Source organism: Pseudoalteromonas sp. SR41-4, assembly GCF_014163985.1.
Lineage (GTDB): Bacteria > Pseudomonadota > Gammaproteobacteria > Enterobacterales > Alteromonadaceae > Pseudoalteromonas > Pseudoalteromonas rhizosphaerae.
In genome coordinates this window covers 15,463-30,070 of record NZ_JACJEI010000032.1, presented here as the reverse complement: position 1 = coordinate 30,070, position 14,608 = coordinate 15,463, and the positions used below count along the sequence as shown (strand labels likewise).

Annotated in this window: 11 protein-coding genes; 3 read left to right on the top strand and 8 right to left on the bottom strand. The window is 40.5% G+C overall.

Annotated features, from left to right (window positions below; genetic code table 11):
* Positions 1–14: 14 nt before the first annotated feature.
* The 4 genes from H5180_RS19600 to H5180_RS19585 form a co-directional block, all read right to left on the bottom strand.
* Positions 15–1,466, bottom strand: a complete 1,452-nt coding sequence (locus H5180_RS19600) for a TrkH family potassium uptake protein (RefSeq protein ID WP_145241744.1) — start codon at positions 1,464–1,466, stop codon at positions 15–17.
* A 51-nt stretch (positions 1,467–1,517) separates the two neighbouring features.
* Positions 1,518–2,132 carry a YigZ family protein gene (locus H5180_RS19595; RefSeq protein WP_149983180.1) on the bottom strand — a complete coding sequence of 205 codons (615 nt, stop codon included), beginning with the start codon at positions 2,130–2,132 and terminating at the stop codon, positions 1,518–1,520.
* Between the two features lie 68 nt (positions 2,133–2,200).
* Complete coding sequence (gene pepQ, locus H5180_RS19590; RefSeq protein WP_145241740.1) at positions 2,201–3,523, bottom strand: Xaa-Pro dipeptidase; 1,323 nt, start codon at positions 3,521–3,523, stop codon at positions 2,201–2,203.
* Between the two features lie 88 nt (positions 3,524–3,611).
* Positions 3,612–5,498: a transglycosylase SLT domain-containing protein gene (locus H5180_RS19585; protein WP_182735378.1), complete on the bottom strand. Its 1,887-nt coding sequence runs from the start codon at positions 5,496–5,498 to the stop codon at positions 3,612–3,614.
* A gap of 194 nt (positions 5,499–5,692) precedes the next feature.
* Here H5180_RS19585 and fadB point away from each other — a divergent pair, with 194 nt between their 5' ends.
* From fadB to tusA, 3 genes are all read left to right on the top strand, one after another.
* Positions 5,693–7,852, top strand: a complete 2,160-nt coding sequence (gene fadB, locus H5180_RS19580; RefSeq protein WP_182758893.1) for a fatty acid oxidation complex subunit alpha FadB — start codon at positions 5,693–5,695, stop codon at positions 7,850–7,852.
* Positions 7,853–7,856: 4 nt separating this feature from the next.
* Positions 7,857–9,026 carry an acetyl-CoA C-acyltransferase FadA gene (fadA, locus tag H5180_RS19575; RefSeq protein WP_145241734.1) on the top strand — a complete coding sequence of 390 codons (1,170 nt, stop codon included), beginning with the start codon at positions 7,857–7,859 and terminating at the stop codon, positions 9,024–9,026.
* 200 nt (positions 9,027–9,226) lie between these two features.
* Positions 9,227–9,466: a sulfurtransferase TusA gene (gene tusA / locus H5180_RS19570; protein WP_182731931.1), complete on the top strand. Its 240-nt coding sequence runs from the start codon at positions 9,227–9,229 to the stop codon at positions 9,464–9,466.
* A 30-nt stretch (positions 9,467–9,496) separates the two neighbouring features.
* On the opposite strand, the gene H5180_RS19565 is transcribed toward tusA, so the two are convergent.
* The 4 genes from H5180_RS19565 to glyS all read right to left on the bottom strand — a co-directional run bounded on the left by H5180_RS19565 (position 9,497) and on the right by glyS (position 14,607).
* Positions 9,497–11,308, bottom strand: coding sequence for a DUF4105 domain-containing protein (locus H5180_RS19565; RefSeq protein ID WP_182731930.1), 1,812 nt, complete (start codon positions 11,306–11,308; stop codon positions 9,497–9,499).
* 37 nt (positions 11,309–11,345) lie between these two features.
* Positions 11,346–11,813 (bottom strand): DUF3015 family protein, encoded by a 468-nt coding sequence (locus tag H5180_RS19560; protein WP_182758892.1) that lies wholly within the window; start codon positions 11,811–11,813, stop codon positions 11,346–11,348.
* Positions 11,814–12,026: 213 nt separating this feature from the next.
* Positions 12,027–12,476, bottom strand: coding sequence for a hypothetical protein (locus H5180_RS19555; protein WP_182735381.1), 450 nt, complete (start codon positions 12,474–12,476; stop codon positions 12,027–12,029).
* 61 nt (positions 12,477–12,537) lie between these two features.
* A complete protein-coding gene (gene glyS / locus H5180_RS19550) occupies positions 12,538–14,607 on the bottom strand; it encodes a glycine--tRNA ligase subunit beta (protein ID WP_182758891.1) in 2,070 nt (689 codons plus the stop codon).
* Position 14,608 lies beyond the last annotated feature (1 nt).

Here is a 14,608-nt window from a genome sequence, read left to right as displayed (position 1 = left end):
CGCTTTTATACAAACTAACCACGCCAGAAGGTCGGTGTAAACAACACTAATAAGGTGAATATCTCTAATCGCCCGAACACCATCGCAATGGTTAATAGCCATTTAGCGCCATCACTAATAGCGCCATAATGCGACGCAACATCCCCCAAACCAGGGCCGAGGTTATTTAAGCAAGCTGCGGTGGCTGAGAACGCCGTTATGTTATCCATACCGGTCCCCATTAACGCTAACATAATAATGACAAATACCAACGCATAAGCAGAGAAAAATCCCCATACGGCTTCAACTACTTTATCTGGTAATGCCTTACGACCAAGTTTAATAGAGTAAATAGCACGAGGATGCACTAACCGATTAAGCTCACGTATTCCTTGCAGATAAAGTAAAAACACTCGGACTACTTTCATACCGCCGCCAGTGGAACCTGCACAACCACCAATAAAGCTCGAAAATATCAGTAAAATAGGCAAGAATAAGGGCCATGCTGAAAAATTATCGGTGGCAAAACCCGCAGTAGTACTAATTGATACCGCTTGAAATAATGCCTGATCGAGCGTTTCGTCACCGTTTGCATATATGTTATTGGACGACAGTACCGTAAAACACACTATCACCAGCGCTAGTTGAATAAACAAAAACACTTTAAACTCAGGGTCGCGGATATACACTCTGAGATTTCGACTCGAAACAGCTGCGTAATGCAAGGTGAAATTAACGGCAGCGATGATTAGAAATATCACGCAAATAAAGTTGATTAATGGACTGTCAAAATGTCCCATAGAAGCATCGTAAGTAGAGAATCCGCCTATTGCAACAGTAGAAAATGAATGACAAATAGCATCAAACCAATTCATTCCGGCAGCCCAGTACGCTAAAGTACACGCGATAGTTAACGACACATAAATATACCAAAGATGTTTTGCGGTATCGGCAATACGTGGCGTCATTTTGGAATCTTTTACAGGCCCTGGAGTTTCAGCTCGATACAACTGCATACCACCAACGCCAAGCATGGGTAGCACTGCAACCGCTAATACGATTATCCCCATACCGCCTAACCATTGCAGTTGTTGGCGATAAAACAATACCGATTTAGGGAGATATTCAATGCCTGTTAACACTGTAGCACCGGTTGTAGTTAGCCCTGAAAACGCTTCGAATACCGCATCCGCTAATGATAAATTAGGTTCTTGTAAAAAAATCAGCGGTAAAGATGCGAATGCCCCTAGAACTAACCAAAATAGCACCACAATTAAAAAACCTTCGCGAGCTTTTAAATCTCCCTGCTCGCGTCTATTTGGATAGTATGCAAGTAAACCAATAATGACACTGAATATAAATGCGAGAACAAATGGCACGCCACCACCATCTTTATAAATGAGCGATACAATTGCCGGCGGCACCATAGTGATACTGAACAGTACAACCAGTTGGCCGAGAATTTTTATGATGGTACGAAATTGCATTGAGCTATCGCTTTTTTATTAAGTAATGATTAGTGCGTGAATGCTATTGTCTTACTCTTTAATACTTAACTCAACCGCGCCATGGCTCAAATCATAAATATCTTTTATGGCTTGTGTGGCTTGGCGGCTATCTATAGTAATAACCCATTCTATATTAGCAGTAAATTGCTTTTCTATGTTAAGTACTTGAAATTGCGTTTTTAGTAACTGCTCTATCGCTCCTTGCGCGCTGTAATCACTACAGCCCACCAGCTCAACACTAGGAACTTTTAATGTAGTTGTTAAATGTGCCAAGGCATTATTTAGCGAGCCGCCATATGCTCTGACTAACCCGCCAGTACCCAGCTTTATACCGCCAAAATAACGAGTAACTACCGCGGTGACTTCTCCAAGCCCAGATCCCATTAATACATTAAGCATAGGTTTGCCTGCAGTACCATTTGGTTCACCATCATCAGAGAAACCATAAACATGACTACCACCAGGATTACCTGCAACATGCGCCCAACAGTTATGACGAGCATCGCTATATTTACTTTCAATCTCACGGATAAACGCTTTTGCCGAGGCTAAATCTGGCGTATGAGCAATATGCACAATAAAGGTGCTTTTTTTTATTTCTTCTTGATGAAAAACGGTTGCTGCTGGGTACTTATATTCTGACATTCTTTGATAAACCCAAATAATGAAGCAAAAAATGGGGCCATATGGCCCCAACTTTTAACACCGGATGATTAATCTAATGCTAAATCACGGGTCATATTTTCTAAGCTATCTTCATGAACAATAATGTTGTCCTCGATGCGAATACCGCCAAATGGTTTAAACGCTTCAACCTTTTCCCAGTTAATAAACTGCTTGTTGTCTGTTTGCGTTAAATCACCAAGTAATGAATCGATAAAGTACAAACCAGGTTCAATCGTGAATACTTGGTTTTTCTCAATCAAGCGCGTACAACGCAAGAATGGATGACCTTCTGGTGGCGCTTGATGTGTACCCTTTTCATCAGCCATAAAACCACCCATATCGTGCACTTGTAAACCAAGATGATGGCCAAGCCCATGCGGAAAGAAAGTCGACGTAATACCGCGCTCAACGATCTCAGTGGCTGGTAACTTAACAATATTAAAATCACTAAGCACCTGAGCAATACGTTGATGGCAATCTAAGTGCAGTTCACCGTATAACAAACCTGGTTTCAGTGCTTTACCCAATGCAATTTGATGCTGTGTCATTGCGGCAATTAATTCGGCAAACTCGCCCGACTTTTTAAAATCATAAGTACGAGTTATATCTGCAGCATAGCCATTAAAATTAGCGCCAGCATCAATTAAGAACGAATGATGTGCTTTTGGGGCTTGAGGCTCAAAATGAGTGTAGTGCAAAATAGCGCAATTTTCGTTAAGCGCAACAATATTGCCATACGGCATTTCGTTTTCGCTTTGGCGAGTGGCCATTAAATACGCTTGCTGAATATCAAATTCAGAGCCACCGTTAAAAAAGGTATCACGCGCAGCTTTGTGGCCATCAACCGCAATACGATTAGCTTGGCGTAAGCATTCAAGTTCGTATTGAGTTTTATAAGCACGGTGGTAATTAAAGTAATTGAGCACCGGCTCTGGGTTCATAATGCTAAAGCCTAGCGCTTGAGCTACTTCTAGGTATTCACCGATATAAGCGTACTTCGCCTTATCGTATGGTAATAGTTTTTCAACTTGATCAGGCTGTAATAATAGCTCGATATCAAAGTAATCAGCCCAAAAATCTCGTGGCTCATCTGGTACTTTGTGCCAAAAATCGACAGGGCGATAAAAAATCAGTTTTGGTTTATCACTGCCATTCACAACAATCCAACAGTGTGGATTATCGATGACCGGTAACCAAGCTTTGAAATGCGGGTTGACTTTAAACGGATAATACATATCGTCTAAAAACTGACGTTTAGCTTGTCCTGAATGGATCACTAAACCTTCTAATCCTTCACGCTCAATAATAGTACGAGTACGCTGCTGCAGTGTTGCAATATGTTCGGCGTATAAAACGGCTAATTTATCCATAGAAAACCCATCTGTTAAATTTAACTTATTTTAAGTCTAACATAGACCCTGTTTAACCCCAATGCAGATGCGCTAAAGCACTTGTGCCTTAGCCACCCATCTTCATATCCAATATTGGTGCCAGTATGTTTCCTTCGCGCCCTAAACGCGTGTGATAAACCTGACGATAAGCAAACACATTTTTTACGTACTCCCGAGTTTCACGGTACGGGATAAGCTCAATCCATAATTCAGCAGGCATAGCTTCATTTGGTAACCACTTTTTGATTCTATGGTAACCAGCGTTATACGAGGCAGTTGCTAGTATTTCGTTGCCATGGTTTTTGTTTTTTAAATATTCTAAATACTCTGTGCCTAAACGTATATTTGTTTTCGGCTGATTTAAGCGACTTCCTGAAACAGTACTTTTATTGACATACTTCGCTGTACTTGGTAATAACTGCATTAAACCACGCGCATTGGCGTGAGAACGCGCATCAGGTGCAAAAGAGCTTTCACGGCGCGAAATAGCAATGCTCCAAGTAACATCTATATGATTACGTTTACTATAACGCTCAAATAAATCTTGAAAAGCAAATGGGAAACGTAACTCTACATAATCCCATGCCTTAATTTGCGCTAAAGTATAAATAGTACTGTCGTACCAATCTAATTCTGCTGCGAGTTTTGAAGCCGCGAGCTTTTCTCCATCGCTAGAAGTGCTTGTTAAATAATTCCATTCGCGACGAGCCGAAGTAAACCGCTCAAGTTCATACATCGCTTTAGCACGTTTAAAACCTGGGGCATTAGCGACCTCATGCATTAATTTATCGCTCACTAACAATGGTTGATTATTGAGTTCAATAGGTAACCCCAACCGCGCGGCAGCCAAAAAGCCATAATAGTCACGCTCTTTTGCGACTATTTGCCAAATAGCTTTAGCACGCTGTGTATCACCTCGTTGAGCTAAACTGTAGGCTAACCAATATTGCTGACCCAGACTGAGATTTTCTTTACCTGTAAAAAACGCAACGATGCCCGACCAATCCTGAGTTTTCAGCATATTGCCTAACTGCCATTGCATTAATTTACGATCTTGACGATCTTTGGGCACTTTACTCAACCAGAAACGTGCCTCAGGATGACCTCTTGATGCCAACGCTAAAGCAAAACTATAATACACATCAGCCTTTTGCTCGTCAGAATAGTTAAACATTTTGTCTAACTTTTCCCACGCCTTGAGCGCTAAGGTTTTATCTCGCCAAATTAAGCGTTTAATTCCATAGTGTGCAATTTCGCTTTCCTTAACTGTTTTATGCTTGTAACGATACATTCCTGCAACTGCACTGGGATCGCTGCGAACTTTTCGATAAAAGTCAGCCAAGTATTGCTCATTTTTTGGTAATAAAGTTTTTAAGTATGGCAATAAACTTTGCGAACCACCTTGTGCTGATAACGTAATACGTTGCCATATTTGCTCTTGGCTCATATAACCTTTTTTACGCCAAGTACTAAATAATAGGTCACATTCTTCAGGCTGTGATTTCCCAACAGTCCATAAATTTGTTACTTGTCTCATTATCGCTTGTTCTGGTGCCCCTAAATCAAGCTGATACTGCAGGTAAGTGCAAGTCAGTTCAGTATTTGTAGTCTCACGATAATTATTAATAAAAGCGGCTTTGCGGTTTTGCTTTTGCAAATTCTGCAGCCATGCTTTGCGCACTGGCCACTCTAAAGGCGTACTTTGGTAAATAGTTAAATAACGCTCTATTTCAGATTGGTGCTCAATATCGGGATGGCGCTGCCAATAGACTTGTTCCACATAAGGCTTTAATGGATGGTCTAGCTGTGCTGTTATTTCTTTAAACTCCTGATAACTAGCATATTTAACTTTTCTTTCAGCATCTAAAAATGCGTCATGTTCAGTATTAGCGTAGGCAGAAAATAAAGGAAATAATAATGCTGCTGCCGTTACACTTAAAAATTGTTTTTTCATGATGACCTTAAATATTCAAAGGTAAATAAAAGACAAACACTTCGCCTACACCTTAGCACCAAACAAGCTATATTTTAACCAGTAGTAAGGCACCACAGTAAATTTTTCGTTGCATTTTTAATTTAAAGCAAGCACACTGATTGAAATGCAAACTCATCGTACCAGTCTTAGTTCACTAACTAGGGAGAATAATAATGTTATATAAAAGCGATTCCTTTGAAGTTGCTTTCATCAAGGATAATATCGCCGAGTTCAAATTTTGTGTTGCAGGTTCTGTAAACACTTTGTCTCAGCAAACCTTGAAAGATTGCGCCTCTGCATTAAAAGAATTAGCCGCAAACAGTGATATCAAAGGCATGATTTTTACCAGTGATAAAGAACACTTTATTATTGGCGCCGATATTTTCGAATTTTTACCTACCTTTACTAAACCAGAAGCTGAATTAGTAACGTGGATCAAAGATGCCACTGATGTTTTTGACGCGCTAGAAGATTTACCATTCCCAACTTTAAGCGCTATCAATGGCTTAGCACTTGGTGGTGGTTGTGAGTGGGTACTTGCTACCGATTATCGTGTTGCTAGCACTGATGCTAAAATTGGCCTACCAGAAGTAAAACTTGGCATCATGCCTGGATTTGGCGGCACAGTTCGCTTACCACGCATTGTTGGTGCTGATAATGCGATGCTTTGGATCACCTCTGGTGCCGAAAACCGCGCAGCTGATGCTTTAAAAGTAGGTGCAGTTGATGCGGTAGTTAGTACTGACAAACTTATAGATTCAGGAATTTCAACGCTTGAATTAGCAATCTCTGGAAAACTAGATTGGCAAGCTAAGCGACAAGTAAAATTACAACCACTTAAATTGAACCGTGTTGAGCAAGGTATGAGCTTTGCAATGGCAGAAGGTATGGTAATGGGTAAAACCAAAGGCCACTATCCTGCTCCTATTATGGCAGTTCGTACTATTAAAGCAGCAGCAAACTGTACTCGTGATGAAGCAATGGCGATTGAAAATGCCAACTTTGCTAAATTAGCACGCACTCCAGAAGCCGCAGCCCAAACGGGTATTTTCTTAGCAGATCAATACATCAAGGGGAAAGCGCGCAAACAAGCTAAAACCAGTGATGTAGTAATTAAACAAGCTGCAGTACTTGGTGCTGGTATTATGGGTGGCGGTATCGCTTACCAGTCAGCTTATAAAGGAACACCTATTATAATGAAAGACATCCAACAGGATGCGCTTGATTTAGGTATGGGTGAAGCATCTAAGCTATTAGGTCAAAAAGTTCAACGCGGCCATATGGCGATGGACAAAATGGTAGCAACGTTAGGTAAAATCAAACCAACTCTTAATGATAGCGATTTACAAAGCGCTGATATCATTGTTGAAGCAGTTGTTGAAAACCCTAAAGTTAAACAAGCCGTTTTAGCAGGTCTTGAAAAAGACATGCCTGCAGGCACTATCTTAACGTCTAACACATCAACTATTCGTATTGATGAATTAGCCACAGCTCTTGAAAAACCTGAAAATTTCTGTGGTATGCACTTCTTTAACCCAGTGCCAAAAATGCCACTGGTAGAAATTATTCGCGGTGAGAAAACTTCAGAGCAAACGATTAACGCCGTTGTTGATTACGCCTTAAAGTTAGGTAAATCACCTATCGTTGTTAACGATTGCCCAGGATTCTTTGTAAACCGTGTATTATTCCCATACTTTGCCGGCTTTAGTAAGTTAGTTGTTGAAGGCGCTGATTTTGCCAAAGTAGATAAAGTAATGGAAAACGTATTTGGCTGGCCTATGGGTCCTGCATACTTACTTGATGTTGTCGGTATTGATACGGCTTACCACTGTACTGGCGTGATGGCAGATGGTTTCCCTGAGCGCATGTCACGTGCCGAAAAAGATCCGGTAACAATATTCGCTAACGAAAAGCGTTTTGGTCAAAAGAACAAAGCGGGTTTCTACCAGTATGCTCCGGATCGTCGAGGTCGCTTGAAAAAAGCTCAAGATCCACAAGCAGTTGAGCTACTTAGTGCAATCACTGATGCACCGAAAGAGTTTGATAAACAAGAAATTATCGACCGTTGTATGATACCTATGATCAACGAAGTGCTACTGTGTTTACAAGAAAACATTGTTGCTTCTCCACAAGAAGCTGATATGGCACTTATTTACGGTATTGGTTTCCCTCCATTTAGAGGCGGCGCGTTCCGTTACTTAGATCAAACTGGACTAGCTGACTTTGTTGCAACAGCTGACAAATACGCTCATCTAGGTGCGATTTACCAAGTATCTGAACAAACTCGCAAATGGGCTGAAGAAGGCCGTATTTTCTATAAGGTGGAAGGATAAGACCATGAATACTCCAGTAATTGTAGATTGTATCCGCACGCCAATGGGCCGTTCAAAAAACGGTGTATTTAAACATAAGCGTGCCGAAGATTTAAGCGCCCACCTAATGAAGGGCTTACTTGATCGCAACCCAGCCGTTGATCCAGCATCGATTGACGATATCTATTGGGGTTGTGTACAACAAACTTTAGAGCAAGGTTTTAACGTTGCTCGTAATGCCGCATTACTTGCCGGCATTCCTCACACAGTGCCAGCGGTAACAGTAAACCGCTTATGTGGATCATCAATGCAAGCATTACACGATGCTGCTCGCGCAATCATGACTGGCGCTGGTGATACCTACATCATTGGTGGTGTTGAGCACATGGGTCATGTGCCAATGACCCACGGTAACGACTTTCACCCAGGCTTAGCAACTTCAATTGCACAAGCATCTGGCTCAATGGGCTTAACCGCAGAGTACCTTGCAACTATTCACGGTATTACCCGTGAGCAGCAAGACCAATTTGCATACCGCTCACATCAACGAGCTCATGCAGCAACGGTTGAAGGACGTTTCCGCCGCGAAATCCTCGCAATGGAAGGTCATGACGCAGATGGTTCACTGATTTTAGTTGAAGATGACGAAGTAATTCGTCCAGAAACAACGGTAGAAGGCTTATCACAGCTTCGCCCAGTATTTAACCCTGCATCAGGCTCAGTCACTGCCGGTACGTCTTCAGCTCTTTCTGACGGCGCATCTGCTATGTTAGTAATGAGCGAAGAAAAAGCCAAAGCTTTAGGCTTACCAATTCGTGCACGTGTTAAAGCCATGGCGGTTGCAGGTTGCGATCCATCAATCATGGGTTACGGCCCAGTACCAGCAAGTAAAAAAGCATTAGCACAAGCCGGTATCACTATTGATGATATCGATGTTGCTGAGCTTAACGAAGCATTCGCAGCACAGTCACTACCAGTATTAAAAGACCTAGGTCTTGCTGATGTAGTTGATGAAAAAGTGAATTTAAACGGCGGTGCTATTGCTCTGGGTCATCCTTTAGGTTGTTCTGGTTCACGTATCAGCACCTCACTTATTCACTTAATGGAAGATAAAAACGCAAAATATGGTTTAGCAACTATGTGCATTGGTTTAGGCCAAGGCATCGCAACTGTATTTGAACGTGTGCAAGATTAATAAAATGTATTAAGTAATACCTTGGTGATAAAAAGCCGCGTTGATTAAATCAACGCGGCTTTTTTATAATTAATTTTTTGCAGCTAAGTTATGTCGCTTTATAAGCACAAGTGAAGTGACTTTATTTATCAGGCTGAGGTCGTTAAACTAGCAGCCTTAAATTAATCGTTAAGCGCTAAATAAACAGTAAAGGTTATGCAATGAGTTTTGAGAATCCCGATCACCAATTAGATGCCATTGGCCTACGCTGTCCGGAGCCTGTAATGATGATCAGAAGCGCGGTACGTAAAATGGAAAATGGCGAAACTTTATTAATTATTGCCGACGATCCATCAACCACCCGTGATATCCCCAGCTTTTGTATGTTTATGGATCATACACTGTTAGAAAAAGAAGTAGATGCCATACCGTATCGATATTTAGTTAAAAAAGGGCTATAAATCAATAATTAACCCTAATTAAAACATTCATTAATCCCAGTAAAAGTTTAATTTCAACTGCCACTGAAACTCTGTTGCATGTTTATAACCAAATCGTATGTCGAAATCTTGATTGATAGGCACTGATAGCTCGATGTTCGTTGCAATACCGCTTAACTGTTGGTGATAAAACTTCTCAATTGATGTTCTTAGTTTTAAATTAGAAGTTACAGTCGTTAAAAATCCTAGCTCTATTGAAGTATCCAGCCATTGTTGGGTGCTTTGTAATTCACCAGCATAACCATTAATCATACCGTACACTAGCGACTGATTAGCATTTAATAACCATGACTTTCCAACTCCTGCCATGGCAAATGTACTTGAGCAACTAAAGCACTGACTGCGATTTCTTTCATAACCTACATTTATCTGCCATGCCCAACCGCCTTCATTTGGCCACTGACTATAGGCTGGGTTAAATGATTCTAGATCTAAAAGATGTAATTTTTCTAGATATAACTGCGAATCAAATAAAGCAACCTCAACATCCAACATCTCTAAATTAGAGTAAGGAACTCTGGCAATATCAGAAGCTAATGAATCAAAATAACTCAATCTGAAACCTAAATTTAGGCTTTGTTCATTTTTATACACAGTCGAAGAAATAGATATATTTGAGGGTTTCTGAGCTGAATGCGGTGCATATTTATCATAATTAATAAAAGAGGTTTCTTTACCTGGAGGTAGGACTAAACGAGCTTTAATAAGAGCTTTTTTTAACTTTTCAATGTGTTCAACATCATATTTTTTTATTTGCTGCAACTGAACAAACTCAAAAAGAGTTTCAATAATTCGTTTTTTAGTTACCACATCTAGATTTGTAAATGTCGGCTCAAAAAGTATATTTTGCGAATGATAAATAGCTAAAGCCAGCTTAGAGTCTTTTACTGAAAGATTGTTTTCATATTGATGAAAAACACTACTTCTTGAAGGAGTAAACTCAATCTGCTTTACTAGCTTTTCGTTATTATATTGAGCACTATTTAAGCGAGAAAAAATAGTCGCAGGAATAACCCAAGGCGAAAGCTCATTCGTTAACTGCTCCCCTATAATTAATTCAACAACCCTTGCGATATGAAATGCACAGTTTTCATCCGCAAAATAGTAAGAATACTTAGCCCCCATAATTTCCCATAAATGATTAGTTAAAAAGAGGACGTCTTCTTGGCTAAAGTTAAGCTTATATTCCCATATATCTCTCAGCTCTATTTCACCATAGTTATGTTGATGACGGTAAAATAGTTGATCAGAAAAACCAGCCTCGTAACCGCCAAATAACCCTTTCGTAATATAGACCAAACCGTTTTCATTATCAGGAACTAGTGCCCCATAATTTAAGCTGTAATCTAGTAACTTATTGTGCTCTGGCGTTGATCTATTTAGCTTTAAAAGCATATGGCCATAAAGCGAAGCCGGATTGCTCATATACCCTGAAGCAAAGACTAAACTTACAGAGTGAATCGGTTGTTTATCTCTCCACTCTATAAGTTCGGTGCATTCAACCTTTGGCTCTGAGAATTCAAGCCCTTGTGATAGTAACCACTGATATCTAGCAGGATACTTGCATTGCATTTGTGCGTCTTTATTAAATGCATCAATCGTTGCTTTTAACTCGGATGAAGGGTTATTTTTGCCATTTTTTGAGATAAAAAATGAATCACTCTCAATATAACTTTGAGGAGATGATGCGTTTTTATAATGCCCTAATTTCAACCAGGTTGGATGCTCGGAAAGTGAGCTAGATGAATAAGATGAAAACGTAGCAAACAGTGCTAGTGCTGGTAAGTATTTGATTGTAGTCATAAGTATGAGTAGGTGCTGACACCTACTCTATTAACAGTTAAATAACTGGGCAAGTAGCTGCAAACTGTGTAGTCACTTTGCTTTCAACAATTGCATATAATGCTTGAGGATTTTGAGCAGGTTTAGTCGCAAAATCGTTACGGATAGCATTTACAATTTGACCATGAGAACTAGCGTCACAACCACGTACATTTAGCATTGCAGTAACATACTCACCTTCACCTTCAGCAATTTCTTGCTCAAGTACAGGGAATGTTTGTTGAATAAATAGAGCTGTTTTTGCACCTGCGCCTTCACAGCTACCAACAGATGATATATTTGAAGATACTGCTGTAGTACCTAAATCCCAAATAATATTTGAAATTGCTGCTGCGGTTCCATTCTCTGGAAATACCATTGCGCCGATACCACAATCCTGCCAAGGGTTAAGACCCTCTTTAGCCTGTAATGGAGCGGCTATAAAAGCCCCCGCTAAAACAACTGCTGTTACTGTAGCTTTTAACATCTGTAATCCTATTTTAATTTTTTTTATTCATATTAACGATCCAAGTATATTATGATTATATTTGGCGCTTTAGAGGTTTTAAATTATTTTTGATATAGTACTCAAAAATAATTGACTTCGATTATTACAAAAAGTCTGTACCAATTTTAACAGGGTGTTATTACTTCTGTAAATATAATCAGACATTATAATGGCAATATTTACCCTGTAGCTCTATTTTTTAGTTATTGTTACTTTTGGCTGATCGTTATTATGATAATCGATGCTAACGATGTAGCTGCCTTTAATTGCAGGAGTGAAGCTAAAATAATTATAAGTAGTGTCACAATCGGCAACAACGCTTTGCCCTAACGTCAGAGATTGACCGGTTGGATCTTGTTCACTGAACCCACAGTTATAACCTGCGCTCCACTCCATATCAGCGATTTTAAACTCATACACTTTACCCGGTGTTGAAAACTTTACTTGTGCTTGATAAAGCGCAGGCGCGACTTGAGTAAATTCATATTGCGTTTCTGCATCCCATAAATTGAAGTCGCCGCGTAGGTACATTGTACGGTCAAGTTCTTGGCCTGGCAGTACATCGCTAAGATCTGGCATTTGTATTTGGCTCGAACAAGCACTCAGTAAAGCAACTAGAGCCACTGTTAATATACGTTTCATAGGTATTCCCTCTAATACTAAAAAGCCAGCATAGCTGCTGGCTTTTTAAGCGAAGCTGAATTTATTTCTGTAATACAGAAATATCAGCAATATCTAAAAATAGACCACTCAGTTGACTTAGTAATGCTAAACGGTTTTGCTTAACGGCTTCATCGTCTGCCATTACCATCACGTTGTCGAAGAAGTTATCAACACTTTCACGAATACCCGCAAGTTGGGCAAGCGCTTCTTGATAGTCGCCAGCCGCGTATAACGGCGCTAATTCAGTGGCAAACTTAGCAACTTGTGCCGCTAATGCCTTTTCGGCATCATCGCTTAATAAGCTCTCATCAACAGTGCCTTGCGTTGTAATGTCATTTTTAGCCAGAATATTACTTACCCGTTTATTAGCTGCTGCAAGCGCTTCTGCGGCGTCTAATGTACGGAAGTGACTTACCGCTTTAACACGACGGTCAAAATCAACAGGCTTAGTTGGGCGACGTACTAGTACAGCTTGAATAACGTCTACTTCAATACCTTCATCTTGATACCATGCACGAAAACGCCCTAGCATAAATTCAAACACATCGGCTGATACATTTAAGTTAGTTAGCTTGTCGCCAAACAGGGTTTGTGATTTTGCGACTAGATCTAAAATATCAAGTGGTAGTTCTTTTTCTACCATGATACGCAGCGCACCAATGGCTGCACGACGAAGCGCAAACGGATCTTTATCACCTTTTGGTGCTTGGCCAATACCAAAAATACCTACCAGTGTATCGAACTTATCGGCAATCGCTACCGCGCAGCTAATTAAGTTTGTAGGTAAATTATCACCGGCAAAACGCGGCATGTATTGCTCGTTTTGGGCAATGGCAACATCTTCAGCTTCACCGTCATGGCGTGCATAGTGCATCCCCATCACACCTTGTACGTCAGTAAACTCCATCACCATTTCGGTCATTAGATCGGTTTTACTTAATAAACCAGCACGCTTAGCAAGTGTTTTATCGGCACCTAATTGCTCAGCAATGTAACCAGCAAGTTCACTAATACGCTCTGACTTATCTTTAAGCGTACCCAATTGCTGTTGGAACAATACGCTATTAAGTGATTCTAAACGGCTTTCAAGAGTTTTCTTTTTATCTGTTTCAAAGAAGAACTGCGCATCAGCTAAACGCGGGCGCACTACTTTCTCGTTACCAGCAATAACTACGCTTGGGTTTTTACTTTCGATGTTTGAAACAAACAAAAACTTATTAAGTAGCTTGCCGTCTTGATCAAGTAATGGGAAGTATTTTTGATCGTCTTTCATAGTGTAGATCAGCGCTTCGGCTGGTACATCTAAAAACGCTTCTTCAAATGTTGCAGTAAGAGTTACTGGCCATTCAACCAATGAAGTTACTTCTTCAAGTAAATCTTCATCCATAGCTACTACTGCATTAACGGCTGTTGCTGCAGCTTCGATTTGGCTACGAATTTGTGCTTTACGCTGCTGGTAATCAGCAACAACATGTGCAGACTTAAGCACCTCAAAAACATCATCAGCGTGTTTGATTGTGATTTTTTCTGGATGATGAAAACGATGGCCTTGCAGTTGGTTACCCACTGCTTTACCAAGGACTTCGCCTTCAATTAGCTGTTCGCCAAACAAAATAGTTGCGGTATGAACAGGACGAATAAATTGTGTTTTATTCGCCCCCCAACGCATTGGTTTAGGAATAGGAAGTTTAGCTAACGCTTTATTTACCGCATCAGCCATCAAGGCTGTGGTTTCTTTGCCTGCTACTTTAGCAATGTGTAACAACCATGCACCTTTATCGGTCTCGAGTGTTTGCGCTTCACTTACTTCAATACCACAACCACGAGCCCAACCCATTGCAGCTTTGGTCGGCTTGCCATCGGCATCAAATGCAGCCTTCGTTGCTGGACCACGTTTTTCTACTTCTTTGTCTTGTTGCTGAGCTTCAAGTGCTGTTACTTGTAAACCTAAGCGACGAGGAGATGCATACCAGCTTACGCCTTGGTGATTAAGCTCTAGACTCTCAAGCTCTGCAGTCAGATTTGCAGCAAATGCTTCGGCAAGTTTACGCAATGATTTTGGTGGCAACTCTTCGGTGCCAATTTCTACTAATAAATTTTGTGCTGACATG

Coding starts and splice junctions, on each gene's coding strand:
- H5180_RS19600 (WP_145241744.1), bottom strand. CDS start 1,466: ATGCAATTTCGTACCATCATAAAAATTCTCGGCCAACTGGTTGTACTG.
- H5180_RS19595 (WP_149983180.1), bottom strand. CDS start 2,132: ATGTCAGAATATAAGTACCCAGCAGCAACCGTTTTTCATCAAGAAGAA.
- pepQ (WP_145241740.1), bottom strand. CDS start 3,523: ATGGATAAATTAGCCGTTTTATACGCCGAACATATTGCAACACTGCAG.
- H5180_RS19585 (WP_182735378.1), bottom strand. CDS start 5,498: ATGAAAAAACAATTTTTAAGTGTAACGGCAGCAGCATTATTATTTCCT.
- fadB (WP_182758893.1), top strand. CDS start 5,693: ATGTTATATAAAAGCGATTCCTTTGAAGTTGCTTTCATCAAGGATAAT.
- fadA (WP_145241734.1), top strand. CDS start 7,857: ATGAATACTCCAGTAATTGTAGATTGTATCCGCACGCCAATGGGCCGT.
- tusA (WP_182731931.1), top strand. CDS start 9,227: ATGAGTTTTGAGAATCCCGATCACCAATTAGATGCCATTGGCCTACGC.
- H5180_RS19565 (WP_182731930.1), bottom strand. CDS start 11,308: ATGACTACAATCAAATACTTACCAGCACTAGCACTGTTTGCTACGTTT.
- H5180_RS19560 (WP_182758892.1), bottom strand. CDS start 11,813: ATGTTAAAAGCTACAGTAACAGCAGTTGTTTTAGCGGGGGCTTTTATA.
- H5180_RS19555 (WP_182735381.1), bottom strand. CDS start 12,476: ATGAAACGTATATTAACAGTGGCTCTAGTTGCTTTACTGAGTGCTTGT.
- glyS (WP_182758891.1), bottom strand. CDS start 14,607: ATGTCAGCACAAAATTTATTAGTAGAAATTGGCACCGAAGAGTTGCCA.